We start from the raw sequence: 12181 nt of genomic DNA on the forward strand, positions 1-12181 counted from the left end.
AAAAGTAAGAGAAAAAATGAAAAGGGAAGGCTGGTCGTTTGCTAAAGCGATAAGCGAGGATGTTATGTGTGAACCTGAACTGGGTGTAGTTGATATGAAGGCTTCTATGAAGGTATTGGAAGATATCAGCTTTGATAAATAAAACAGAAGCATTTATCACCGCAAACTCAATGACTAGGTCAATGAGTTTGCGGCTTTTTTAGTTACTATATCTCTTATTATATTATTGGAAATAAAAAAGCCCTACTTTGACTGAGGACTTTTTTTAGGTTTATACTTTTTACTCGTTTCCTTCATGCTTAAAACCACACCCAAAAGGACAATGACTCCGCCAATAAATTGGTTTATGCCCACTACTTCATTAAGCAGCAGAACAGAAAATAATACACCAAAAATAGGAACAAGATTCATTAAAGTCATGGCAGAACTAGAAGATAATTTGCGTAATCCAAAATTATATAATAAAAAAGCGATAACCGAACAGAAAACGCCTAGATACAATAGGGTTAGAAATGATCTTATATCTGGTGTTTGCCAACTTGACTTCTCTATAAGGGCTAATGGAATAAACGTAATGGCTCCCGCCAAAGTTTGATAAAAAGAGATAGTAATCATGGAATATTTTTTGACAACTTTACGAGTTGTGAAGTTATAGAGAGCAAAAATAAAACCTGCCACAATTAATATAATATTGCCAATCAATTGTTTATCATCTGTCTGAGTTTCAGGACTATAGGATATTTGATATACACCTATCATCGCTACTCCAATTCCTATGGCCTTTACCCATGATGTCTTTTTTCTAAAAAAGAGAAATTCCATTAAAACCGTTATAGCAGGGTACGACGCTACAATAATAGCGGCATTCGATGCTGTTGTTAGTTCAACTCCTATGTTCTCCAGAGAAAAATAAAGGGTAGTACCTAGTACACCACTTATAGACATTAACCCTATATCTTTGAATGAAGGCTTTATTTTATCTTTCCTGATTAAGAGAATAAATCCTAAAATAACAGCAGCTATAACAAAACGAGCCGCTCCTAGTGTAAGGGGTGGAAAAGAGGTATAGGCTATCTTTGTCCCAACAAACGATGTACTCCATAAAAGGACGGCTATTACGGAAGCACTTATGTATAAACCATTTCCTCTTCTAACCTTTCTTGTTGTTAAGCTTTCTTGATGTTTCGCTATCATTGTATCCATTATTACACCTCCAAGCAGTATTAAAAAATATATAGTAGCTACTTTTGTAGCGTCTAAAATTAAATTATAATTTTTAATCCAAACTGTCAAGGGTACTAATGGTATACTTAGTTTAAAATTATTGACTCTATCCGGGTATTATCAAGGAGGACCAATCATGACACTAGATATAATAAAAATTTTGAAAGATGTAAATTTTACTGAATATGAGGCAAAAGCATATTTAGCTTTACTAGAAAAATCTCCTCTTTCAGGGTATGCTATTTCATTAAATTCTGGAGTGCCCAGATCTAAAATTTATGAAGTATTAGGGGGACTAGTGGATCGGGGAGAAGTCATGATCAGTCATGAAAATCCCGCTCTATATACACCGTTACCTCCTAATGAATTAATCAACTTGAAAAAACGTAAAGCTGAATCCTCGTTTGAAGTAGCTGAAGAAGCTCTTGAAAATTATTCTTATGTATCTTTAAATAGAGAAAACATCTGGAACATTACAGGTTATGAGCCTATACTAAATCGTACAAAGGAAGCTATAAAAGAAGCTACAGGGCGTATTTTATTGGAAATATGGGCAGAAGATGCCCAGGAACTAAAAGAAGAATTACAAGCAGCAGCCAAAAGAGGTGTAGAAATTTTAATTGTGTCCTATGGAGATTTAGTATTTGATTTTGCGCAGGTTCATCAGCATGATGCAAGCGAAGAAATAACCAATGAATATGGGGGACGATGGATTGTTCTAAGCGCTGATGATCGAGAAGTAGTTGCAGGTATATTATCACTTGGTAAGGACAGCCGTGCTGCCTGGACGATGCATCCGGGATTAGTTATGCCAATTACAGAAGTTATCATTCACGACTTGTATATCTATGAAATGATGAAAAAACATCGAGGAATCCTAGAGTCAAGCTTTGGTCCGAACCTTATTGAACTTCGTAATCGATTTAAATTTAACTCATCAGGTTATAGTGTAGCAGCAAAATTAGGTTTGATTAAATAGCCAGTATTAATGCATATATACTAATAATAAAATTACTTATCATATGATTTTTGGATAAACTACTCAAGATGAATGAATCATCACTTGACTACCTTTCAATAAACAGAAAACCACTGATTAAGAGCTCAGTGGTTTTTCTGTTTTTAAGCCGTGTATCGTATAAAACTTTAGTTAACATAATGACCTATCTAGGAACGTATGTAAAAAAGAACCCTTACTGCAATAGGCAAGGAGAGAGTATGGGGATAAGGCATGCTTGATTTTTATATGGTGAGGATTGTCATATTCACTAAAAGTTAGGCATATAGTTTTCATTCAAAATCACATATTATTGCGGGTTTTTTGAAATTTAATTTTAAAATTTAAAATTAATTGTTGAAATTAAATTTCAAAAACGTTATTCTGTACTTGAGAACGATTTCAAACAAAAACAAAGATAGGATGATAAGTAATGCTTGAACATTTAACTACTGAGACTCGTAATGAAAAAACAATGAATCTGGATGAAATGTCCATTTTTGATTTTCTTACAACCATGAATGAAGAAGATGAAAAAGTTGCGAGTGCGATAAAAAAAGAACTTCCTTCTATTGCAAAAGCTGTAGAAGCTATTATAGAAGCTAAGAAACAAGGGGGGCGCCTTATTTATATAGGTGCAGGAACCAGTGGCCGCATCGGCTTGCTTGATGCTGTTGAGTGTCCGCCTACATTTGGTACAAACCCAGATGAAGTAATAGGCTTAATTGCCGGCGGAGAAAAAGCTTTTATCAAAGCAGTAGAAGGAGCAGAAGACAGTAAAGAGTTAGGTATGGAAGACTTACAAAACATTCGACTTACTAAGGTAGACATTGTTGTGGGGATTGCAGCAAGTGGCCGTACACCTTATGTTATTGGAGCATTAGAATATGCTAACTCAATTGAAGCTCAAACAATAGCAGTTAGTTGCAATAAAGGTTCTGATATTGGAAAAGTAGCAAACATTGCAATTGAAGTAGTAAATGGTCCTGAAGTATTAACAGGTTCTACTCGCTTGAAAGCCGGAACAGCACAAAAATTGGTTTGTAACATGCTTTCGACAGCTTCTATGGTAGGTATCGGAAAAGTGTATGGAAATCTAATGGTAGACGTTCAGCTGACGAATGAAAAGCTCGTAGAACGCGCAAAACGAATTGTGATGGAAGCAACTTCATGCACGTATGATACGGCAGAAGAGTACTTAGCAAAAGCAAATTGTAATTCTAAGCTTGCTATAGTCATGATTTTAACAGGACTTTCATATGAGGAATCTTTACATCGTTTAGAACAAACACAAGGATTTATCCGTCAAGCAATCGTGAATTAAGTAGCGAAAATATAAGGGAGATGGGAACAACTATGAGTAAACATCATCAAACAGCTAAAGAACTGCTTCAAGCTCTTGGAGGCAGTTCTAATATAGCGAATTATACACACTGTATGACAAGACTCCGAGTCACCCCAGTGAATCATAATAGAATTGATGAAGCGAGTATAAAACAAGTGAAAGGAGTGGTAGGAGTTGTCGATGATGATACGTATCAAATTATTCTAGGACCAGGAGTAGTTACGAAAGTTGCTGAACAATTTGGTATTGCACTTCAAGAAGATTCTGCAGCTCCTTCATCTGAAGATTTGACTTCAAAAGGTGCAGATATGAAGTCTGAGCTAAAAAAGAAAAACAATACGCCATTCAAAAATTTTTTACGAAAAGTTGGAAGCATTTTCATACCTTTAATCCCAGCATTCGTAGGTGCAGGTTTAATAGCTGGTATTGCCTCTATTTTAGCAAATAGCATAACCGCAGGAGATCTTGATAAAGATACTTGGCAACAATACGTTACGATTCTTAATGTGATCAAGAATGCAATCTTCAGCTATTTAGTTATTTATGTAGGTATTAACGCAGCAAAAGAGTTTGGTGCTACTCCGGCCCTAGGTGGAGTTATCGGAGGTATCACCCTTTTAACGGGAGTTACAGAAGAGCTTCCTATTATGAATATCTTTACCGATCAGCCTCTAACTGCTGGGCAAGGCGGGGTTATCGGAGTTTTGATTGCTGTATGGTTACTTTCATTTTTAGAAAAATTCTTACGTCGATTTATTCCTGATGCAATCGATATTATTGTAACACCAACAATTGCTCTTCTGATTGTCGGATTGCTAACGATTTTCTTTATTATGCCTTTTGCAGGTCTAATTTCTAGTAATTTAATTGGTGGAATAGATTGGACACTTGAACGTGGAGGGGTTTTTGCAGGTTTTGTACTAGGAGTGGCATTTTTACCATTGGTGATGCTAGGTCTGCATCAAGTATTAATCCCTATTCATATTGAAATGATTAACACAGCTGGTATGACCATCTTGCTTCCGATTCTTGCAATGTCTGGTGCTGGACAAGTAGGTGCAACTTTAGCACTTTGGGTTCGTTGCCGTAAAAATAAATCACTTGTTACCATTATTAAAGGGGCTCTTCCTGTCGGAATATTAGGTATTGGAGAACCACTTATTTATGGAGTTATTCTTCCATTAGGACGCCCGTTCATTACTGCTTGTATCGGTGGAGGAATTGGAGGAGCTGTAATTGGAATGTTCGGAAACGTTGGTTCCATTGCTATCGGTCCATCTGGCCTAGCTTTAATTCCATTAATTGCTCATGGTTTATGGCTGAAATATATCATCGGCTTACTTGCAGGATATGCTGGAGGATTCATCTGCACATATTTATTTGGCATACCAAAAGAGGCTATTACAGAAGGCTCTAATAACAAAGAAGTACCTGAAGCGAAGACAAAAACTGAAGTTGCTGCAACAGTTGAGAAAAAAGAAATGAACGATACAACTTTAGGAAGCGCATTCAAACTTCCGTTTAATGGATATATTGTGCCTCTAGAAGAAGTCCCTGATGCCGTTTTTTCTTCAAAGATGATGGGAGACGGTTTTGCCATCGAACCAACTAATAATACTCTTGTTTCTCCTATCAATGGGGAGGTTGTTAGCATCTTTCCTACAAAACATGCCATAGGTCTAAAAACAGATCAAGGTCTAGAGTTATTAATTCACGTAGGGTTAGAAACAGTGAACTTGAATGGGAAAGGGTTTACATGTCTAATTAAAGAGGGAGAAAAGGTTACACAAGGAACCCCGCTTTTAAAAATAGATCTAAATTATATTAAAGAAAATGCTAAATCACTTGTTACACCAATCATTTTTACAAATTTATCTGAACATAATCAAATACAGTTATTAAAAACAGGGTACAATGAGCAAGGTATAACAAATATTATTGAGTTAGTTTCTAAAAAACAGTAAGTTAATTAAATCTAATTGATTATTTAAGGGTACTTTTCTAAATAGAAGAGTACCCTTTTTTACTGGCGGCAATTCATCACTTCTAGAGAGTAACCAGGGCTGGATTGGCTATTGGTTCGTTTTTGTAATATTAAACATTAAGCAATGATAGGTTACTTTTACGCCATTTTCGTCACGATGATTATTTTCATATAGGTTGATTAATTCACGAAAAAAGGAAGGGCGCTGACAATAGCTTTCCTCGTTACTATTACTTGCTCCAATCTTTTTTATTGATGTAAAAAATTCCTGAACCGTCGGAAAGTATTGAATCTCTAGTTTCTCCATTTTTGATAGTTTAAATGGATGCTCTCTCAATGGAACTAATGCTTGTTCACAAATTTGAGACAACTCTTCAAGAGAAAAAAACGATTGGCCAGGTGAACTGTTACTGAAAAGACCAAGCTTTTGTTTCGCATGACTGTAGCATGAATGAAGCTCTTGAAATGTACGATTACCAAAGGTTGAAAATAGCAGGCTGCCTGCAGGCTTAAGTTGTTTATACAATTTTTTTATTGTCGTATGAAGACTATTAAACCACTGAAATGTTGCATTCGAAATAATAAGGTCATAATGCCTTTCTATCCTTAGTTCCTCGATATCTCCGCATATGAAAGAAACTCGATCTTCCGTTACTTTTTTCTTTGCTAGCTCAATCATTCCTGATGACAAATCAACTGCTGTAATAGCAGCCTTAGGAAATTTTTTGCACAATAATTGTGTTAAATAACCCGTACCGCAGCCAATTTCAAGAATCGTTATTTCCCGGTTAAAGAAGTTGGTGGAAAGTTGATCTATTAACTGGCTTGCCATACTTTTTTGTACATCGGCATAAGCATCATAAGTTTTAGCATGATTATTGAACCTTTTCTTTAAGAGTTGCTTATTAATCATAAATGAGCTCCTTTTCGAGAAATTTCTCTATAAGCTGCGTGCACTGCTGAGGCTTCGTAAAAAAAGGAATATGGCCAGCTTTTTCTAGGATACACAGCTGCGCTTTTCCACCAATCCTTTCAGCTATGAAGGAAGAAGACTCAGGTAAACATATTTGATCATCTCTTCCATGAATCAACAAACAAGGAGTTTGAATTTGATTGAGTTGCATTCTAACATCTTGTTGGAGTAAATAATCCAGCCCTGTAAGGAGGGAATGCGTACTGTCTCCTTGATAATTACGCTGAGCAAATTCCATAAATTGCTGATGAAATTTCTCTTCTTTTTCAGATGTAGTGAACATAGCGTTATAAAATGCAGTAAGTGTTTTTTCTTTATTACGCTGTAGTTGTTTCTTCATACGTTCAACGATGCGTTGCTCCCATCCAAATGTATTATGCACGTCGTTTGTAAAGCGACTAGTTCCGCCAATCAATATGAGTCCTTCTATCTTGTTAGGGTATAAACTTGCAAGTTCAAGCGTTATAAGGGAACCTAATGACCAACCAATTAAATAAACAGTACCTTGAGTGGAAGCAAGCAATTGCATTGCTCGTTCTCTAAAGTCACTTAGTTCTTTTACACCTCTCCAGTCTGTACACAAAATATTACATATAGTTGACAATGATTTTATGATTGGGTGAAACGCTGCTTTTTCCATTCCCCATCCGGGAAATATTATAATAGTGGATGGTTTCATTGAATCACACTCATTTCTTTTCCAATTAGAGAAACTTTTTTTATGGCCCACTCTAAATCTTCTCGAGTATGATCTGCTGTTACAGTAAAACGAATTCTTGCTTTATTTTCAGGAACAGTAGGGGGCCTAACTGCAATACCAGCAATTCCTTCTTTCTGTAAACGCTCTGCAAACTGCATTGTTCTTTTGTTTTCTCCCGTTAAAATTGGAATGATTTGAGACTGACTTTTACATGTGTTAAATCCTTCATATGTAAGTGCTCTTCTGAAAAATAGTGCATGTTCTTGAAGAAGTGCGCGGCGCTCTGTGTCTTGTTGCACCTTTTCAATCGCAGCCGTTATTGCACCGAGTATAGCAGGGGGAAGAGCGGTTGAATAAATGAATCCTCGCATTCTATTTTTAAGATAATCTATCAGCCACTGTTTTCCGGTAACATAAGCTCCAAATGAGCCTAGTGCTTTACTAAACGTTCCCATTTGAATATCAATTTTATCTTGCAGATCAAGAAAATGCGCATATCCTTCACCATTTTTTCCGTATACACCGCTTGCATGAGCTTCATCAATCATTAGTAGTGCGTTATATTGCTCTTTTAACTTAACAAGCTCCTTGAGCTTGGCAAAGTCACCATCCATACTGAAAACAGTATCTGTTACAATTAACTTCCGTGACTCTAAGGGAACTTTTTTTAATAAATTTTCTAGGTGGTTCATATCGTTATGGCGATAGCGTTGCAGCTTTGCACGGCTTAGCAGGGCCCCATCAATGATACTTGCATGATTTAACTTATCGCTGAAGATGAAGCCATTACGCGGAACCAAGGCTGAGATGATTCCTAGGTTTGCATTATAACCACTATTGATAATAAGTCCTGCCTCAGCTTTCTTCCAATTAACAAGTGCTTTTTCTGCTTTCTCATAAAGAGAGTGATTTCCTACTATTAAGCGTGAAGCTGTTGCTCCTATTCCATATGTCATCACAGCATCACTCATTGTTTTCTTCAGCCCCTTATCTCCTGCGTAGCCTAAATAGTTGTTAGAGGCAAGGTTTAACATCTTATGTCCATTGACTGTAAGCCATGGTCGTTCAGCAAATTCTGTAGTAACAAGGCGCCGTTTTTGAAAAATTTCATCCAAATAGGCAAGTTCTCTCTTAATATCTTCTTCCCAATGCAATACACTCTCACCACCGAAAATAAAATATGTTAACTTTTATATTTATTAAGTTAACAATTATATCTAATCACGCCTTTAGAACAGTGTCAAGATAAAATAATTTAAAGAAGAGATACTAGATAATTGTCTCCACATAGCCTGCTTCAGTTCATTTTTTGAATCTCATGAGTGGACGTGCAACCTTACTTCAGTACTCAAATAAAACCTAAAAAATCAATACTTTGTTCACTACTCGTATTTATTAATTAACTTCTTTTCTTAATGAAAAAGCTGCCAAATAGGCAGCTAATAATACAGCTTTAATTTTCATTTAAGGTTTTGCGTTGCCCGGAGGCTTGTTAGTTGGAAAAATTGCTTTTTCCACATCTTCTGCTGCGATTACTGGATCTACCGTATTGCTATTTGGTTTGCCTTTTTGACTATTGCCTTTATCGCGTTTCTGACTCATTTTTAAATCTCCTTTCAAAGTTAGTTACATTGTTAAGATGAGTTAATAGAGCGGAGCTTATTCAAGCCATCGTCTTTTTTTAAATAACATTCTAGGACTTAAAAGTTCTTTTATCGAGACTTATCAGACAATATGCTTCCTTAGATAGTTAGGTCGGGAATTTGTTTTCTTTAGCCGAATATATATTAGATAATTAAAACAAAGTAAGGTGGATTAGACATGGATAAAAGGGTCATTTTTGACTTTGAAGTCGATTTTACTAATGGCGGTGGAATACAAGGGCAGGAATTTCGTCTTGATATTGATGGTGATGATATCTCTGATGAAGAATTGACTAAATATATTGTAAAAGATATGAGGCTGCTAATGGTGGGTGAGGTAAGGATACTGAACAAGAGAATTATTAGCGAAAAACATAAACGAAAACCTGCTGATGAAGATAGTGAAAAATAAAAAAACTTATTTATTTTTTGTTTTAACTACACAGGCATAATAGAAAAAAGAAGTTACCAAAAGGCGACTTCTTTTTTATTTAACCTTGTTTTCACTCTTTTTAAGCCTTAAGGCATATGATTCGTTAGCTTACTAAGGTAGCTGCATAGTATCTAAAAAATCATAATTCCACTTAGCAATCAGTATCTATTTCATTAATGTTTTTCTTTAATATACGCCCGTTTATAGACATTTTGTTTTGTTTTTTTATCTTAGACTGCAAAATTTATAAGGACGAATTCTTTGATAGAGAGTAACACTTTTCATAAACAATCTGAAACCCGTACAGCACAAACGTTTTTATTAAAAAAACAAGGGATAACTGAAATCTAGTCAACCGGGCTAAAGAGACATATCCTATTTTTTTTAACCATTTTAATCCGAAGTAAGTAAAAAAGGAATCAATAAGTATGTTTACTAAAAGATATAAGTTGAACTTTCCGTAAGTATATTTTAATATCCACAAAGATCCAACGAAAAAAGGACCAAATATCAATGGTAATTCTGCTAGAACATTCGGCTTGATTGAGTAAGGAAACCACCACCATTTTTTCTTCTCTGCAAACCTGCCTTCTGCAATAAGATACAAACTCATAAAAATGCTTCCTGGAAGGAATCTTTTCAGAGTCTTTCCTCCAATAAACGGAACACTAAACCAAGGTAAAATCGTCATTAAAATAAGTAGTAATTTATCATTTTTCTTCAAGTGATAGTCTCCCTTTTCAAAAATATGGATATGTATATATATTCCCTTTTTCATGAGTGTTTATGTGATGAAATAAGAGATCCTGTTTTTTATTACTTTGGTTCATTTCTTCTAAAGCTTCTAATAAACATGTAGTAGTAAGGAAACCGAAGGGAGAGCTAGTAATGATTTCATTATGGGAGGAACATTTATTTTGGTTAGAAATAATTCAGGACCATGGTTATTTTGTACGCGATCACTTATCGGTGAAGGAAGTCGAATACGTCCAAACAGCTAAGCAATATATTCATTTGTTTGATGACTTGCTAAAACGACTGAACTATTTATCCCCTGATGTTATGCATAACGATCCTGCATTAATAGAATTCTCGAGAAAGGCCTGGTCAATTGCCAAAGGGTATTTTGATTTTGAAGGGTCTCTTCAGGCTCTTCGAATTGAAAACGAAGTGAATCTAAACTTATCTCCAACCTATCTTAATGGTACGTTAAGTGAAAATCAGGAATATTTAAGATTTTTATCTTATCTAGTAAAAGGAAAGGAGCCGGTTCCTCTTAGCTTAGTCAAATTAATGGATTTATGGCTGGAAGATCAGCTTGGACATGCCGTTTTGTTTAAAAACCTGCTTGATCCGATTGAGATTATGATATCTAAACAAGCAGATTTATATATCGGAAAATTTCAGGCATTCATTGTACAAAATCATCATTTAAAGGGGTATTTGCGATTTAAGCAGCCAGGTTTTGCAAGACAAACAGAATTTGCTTTAGAAGTGGGGAAAACAACTATTGAGATGAGCCAGTTTGTTTATGCTATGACCGAAAAATACAAGGAGAACAAGCTTTTAAATAAGGAAACGTTAAGGTTTCTGATACATCATTTTCCTGAGACTTGTTATTTTATTAAAAAATTGAGTTATTATGCTCCCGAATTGCAGCAAGAAGCCAACCAATGCTCATTAAGAAGAGTTTCCTATCTTTAAGATAAGCTAAAACATTTCATAGGGCCTAAATCCACTCCTGCTTTATATTTCTGTAAGCTTTATTTATATGTATATAAAAAAGAAAGGTCTACTTTAGAGGGGAGACCTTTCTGGAGGAGGACTAATTATTGAAAGTAAAAGGAGTGTGGTGCGTATTTAATTAGTTTGCTATGTAAAAGCTACCTCAATGGTCCAATCCCCAGTACTTTTTACATCGCCAGTTATACCTTTCAGTTCTTTTTCTTTCCTTAAAAAAGATTTCACTCTCAAGCTCACGCATCCATATCTAACAGCCGAATGATTCGTTCTTAATCCGTTTTTGATATTGACAGATTGGCTATATTTTGTGAGACTTAATATACATAATGTTCATTAGTTTACATCATGTGCAGAATGTGTGTTGATGGTACAAGATCGTTTAAATAGTCAATCATCAGAAACAGTGGCTGCACCCATACATGTCACAATTATATGTCTGACACTCAATAAAAGGTACACAAGGAGACGAACGATGTCTAAAAAAGCAAAAGTAGACCCTAGGATAAAAAGAACAAATAAATACTTAAGAAACGCTTTAGTGGAACTTCTTAAAGAGAAAGACGTCACAGCCATTACGATTCAGGAAATTACGGAAAAGGCGGAATTAACGCGGGGAACATTTTATTTGCATTATCAAGATAAGCAAGATTTTCTCATGCAGAGTATGAATGAAGTTCTAGAAGAGCTGATCGAGAAGGTGAAGCCTAGACAAAATGATGAGTATTCTTCAGAACTAGAAGAAAAAGATGAATCTGTTTCTTTTTTAAAGCTTTTTGAATTTATCTACGAACACGCGGATTATTTTAAAGTCATGCTAAGTGATCGAGGATTGCCTCAATTTAGAAGTCATATGACGGAAATTGTAAAAAAGAGAGTGTATGGAGAGCTAATCTCTTCGATTGGAGAAGCAGAGGACGGACTTGATATTCCTAAAGATATCCTGATTAGCTATATCACATCAGCTCATATAGGCGTCATTTGTTCTTGGTTAGAAAGTGGTATGAAATTTAGCCCTGCATTTATGGCTGATAAATTAACCAGCCTAACACTTTTAGGGCCAATTCGAGTGGCGGGTTTAGAAAATAAAATAAAGCTTCCTTACTGAAGCTTTATTTTTTAGTTTGTTCAAATGCGGATAA

General features: G+C 35.4%; 11 protein-coding genes and 2 pseudogenes. 7 read left to right on the forward strand and 6 right to left on the reverse strand.

All coding sequences use genetic code 11. From position 1 onward, the window contains the following. Nucleotides 1-243: 243 nt before the first annotated feature. Nucleotides 244-1203 (reverse strand): DMT family transporter, encoded by a 960-nt coding sequence (locus ACOZIR_RS05925; protein ID WP_045293467.1) that lies wholly within the window; start codon nt 1201-1203, stop codon nt 244-246. A 157-nt stretch (nt 1204-1360) separates the two neighbouring features. Between ACOZIR_RS05925 and ACOZIR_RS05930 the strand changes: the two genes are divergently transcribed. The 4 genes and pseudogenes from ACOZIR_RS05930 to ACOZIR_RS05945 form a co-directional block, all read left to right on the forward strand. Then, nucleotides 1361-2203: a TrmB family transcriptional regulator gene (locus tag ACOZIR_RS05930; protein WP_045293469.1), complete on the forward strand. Its 843-nt coding sequence runs from the start codon at nt 1361-1363 to the stop codon at nt 2201-2203. 451 nt (nt 2204-2654) lie between these two features. After that, nucleotides 2655-3545: an N-acetylmuramic acid 6-phosphate etherase gene (gene murQ / locus ACOZIR_RS05935; RefSeq protein WP_028414879.1), complete on the forward strand. Its 891-nt coding sequence runs from the start codon at nt 2655-2657 to the stop codon at nt 3543-3545. 32 nt (nt 3546-3577) lie between these two features. Beyond that, nucleotides 3578-4969 (forward strand): annotated as a pseudogene (locus ACOZIR_RS05940) (PTS transporter subunit EIIC); the annotation flags it as partial. Between the two features lie 120 nt (nt 4970-5089). Beyond that, nucleotides 5090-5530 (forward strand): annotated as a pseudogene (locus ACOZIR_RS05945) (PTS sugar transporter subunit IIA); the annotation flags it as partial. Nucleotides 5531-5638: 108 nt separating this feature from the next. On the opposite strand, the gene bioC reads toward ACOZIR_RS05945, so the two are convergent. The 4 genes from bioC to ACOZIR_RS05965 all read right to left on the reverse strand — a co-directional run bounded on the left by bioC (nt 5639) and on the right by ACOZIR_RS05965 (nt 8825). Continuing rightward, complete coding sequence (bioC, locus tag ACOZIR_RS05950; RefSeq protein WP_328120328.1) at nt 5639-6463, reverse strand: malonyl-ACP O-methyltransferase BioC; 825 nt, start codon at nt 6461-6463, stop codon at nt 5639-5641. Then, nucleotides 6456-7202 carry an alpha/beta hydrolase gene (locus ACOZIR_RS05955; RefSeq protein WP_328120329.1) on the reverse strand — a complete coding sequence of 249 codons (747 nt, stop codon included), beginning with the start codon at nt 7200-7202 and terminating at the stop codon, nt 6456-6458. Before ACOZIR_RS05955 ends, bioC begins: the two co-directional genes overlap by 8 nt. Further along, nucleotides 7199-8377 (reverse strand): 8-amino-7-oxononanoate synthase, encoded by a 1179-nt coding sequence (gene bioF, locus ACOZIR_RS05960; RefSeq protein ID WP_328120330.1) that lies wholly within the window; start codon nt 8375-8377, stop codon nt 7199-7201. The genes ACOZIR_RS05955 and bioF overlap by 4 nt, the downstream gene beginning before the upstream one ends. Nucleotides 8378-8687: 310 nt before the next feature. After that, nucleotides 8688-8825 carry a hypothetical protein gene (locus tag ACOZIR_RS05965; protein WP_165351633.1) on the reverse strand — a complete coding sequence of 46 codons (138 nt, stop codon included), beginning with the start codon at nt 8823-8825 and terminating at the stop codon, nt 8688-8690. A gap of 219 nt (nt 8826-9044) precedes the next feature. Here ACOZIR_RS05965 and ACOZIR_RS05970 point away from each other — a divergent pair, with 219 nt between their 5' ends. Next, entirely contained in the window at nt 9045-9278 is a 234-nt protein-coding gene (locus ACOZIR_RS05970; protein ID WP_045293476.1) for a hypothetical protein, read from the forward strand. 265 nt (nt 9279-9543) lie between these two features. On the opposite strand, the gene ACOZIR_RS05975 is transcribed toward ACOZIR_RS05970, so the two are convergent. Next, nucleotides 9544-10023, reverse strand: a complete 480-nt coding sequence (locus ACOZIR_RS05975; RefSeq protein WP_045293478.1) for a hypothetical protein — start codon at nt 10021-10023, stop codon at nt 9544-9546. Between the two features lie 164 nt (nt 10024-10187). On the opposite strand from ACOZIR_RS05975, the gene ACOZIR_RS05980 reads away from it, so the two are divergent. Next, nucleotides 10188-11003, forward strand: a complete 816-nt coding sequence (locus tag ACOZIR_RS05980; protein WP_045293480.1) for a DUF2935 domain-containing protein — start codon at nt 10188-10190, stop codon at nt 11001-11003. Nucleotides 11004-11514: 511 nt separating this feature from the next. Next, on the forward strand, nt 11515-12147 hold the full coding sequence (locus ACOZIR_RS05985) for a TetR/AcrR family transcriptional regulator (RefSeq protein ID WP_045293482.1): 633 nt from the start codon (nt 11515-11517) through the stop codon (nt 12145-12147). The last annotated feature ends 34 nt before the right edge of the window (nt 12148-12181 follow it).

Source organism: Priestia sp. D3YE.R1 (assembly GCF_049199565.1).
GTDB lineage: Bacteria > Bacillota > Bacilli > Bacillales > Bacillaceae_H > Priestia > Priestia aryabhattai.

Excerpts from the sequence above, each read along its gene's own strand:
- ACOZIR_RS05925 (WP_045293467.1), bottom strand. The coding sequence starts at position 1,203 with ATGGATACAATGATAGCGAAACATCAAGAAAGCTTAACAACAAGAAAG.
- ACOZIR_RS05930 (WP_045293469.1), top strand. The coding sequence starts at position 1,361 with ATGACACTAGATATAATAAAAATTTTGAAAGATGTAAATTTTACTGAA.
- murQ (WP_028414879.1), top strand. The coding sequence starts at position 2,655 with ATGCTTGAACATTTAACTACTGAGACTCGTAATGAAAAAACAATGAAT.
- bioC (WP_328120328.1), bottom strand. The coding sequence starts at position 6,463 with ATGATTAATAAGCAACTCTTAAAGAAAAGGTTCAATAATCATGCTAAA.
- ACOZIR_RS05955 (WP_328120329.1), bottom strand. The coding sequence starts at position 7,202 with ATGAAACCATCCACTATTATAATATTTCCCGGATGGGGAATGGAAAAA.
- ACOZIR_RS05965 (WP_165351633.1), bottom strand. The coding sequence starts at position 8,825 with ATGAGTCAGAAACGCGATAAAGGCAATAGTCAAAAAGGCAAACCAAAT.
- ACOZIR_RS05970 (WP_045293476.1), top strand. The coding sequence starts at position 9,045 with ATGGATAAAAGGGTCATTTTTGACTTTGAAGTCGATTTTACTAATGGC.
- ACOZIR_RS05980 (WP_045293480.1), top strand. The coding sequence starts at position 10,188 with ATGATTTCATTATGGGAGGAACATTTATTTTGGTTAGAAATAATTCAG.
- ACOZIR_RS05985 (WP_045293482.1), top strand. The coding sequence starts at position 11,515 with ATGTCTAAAAAAGCAAAAGTAGACCCTAGGATAAAAAGAACAAATAAA.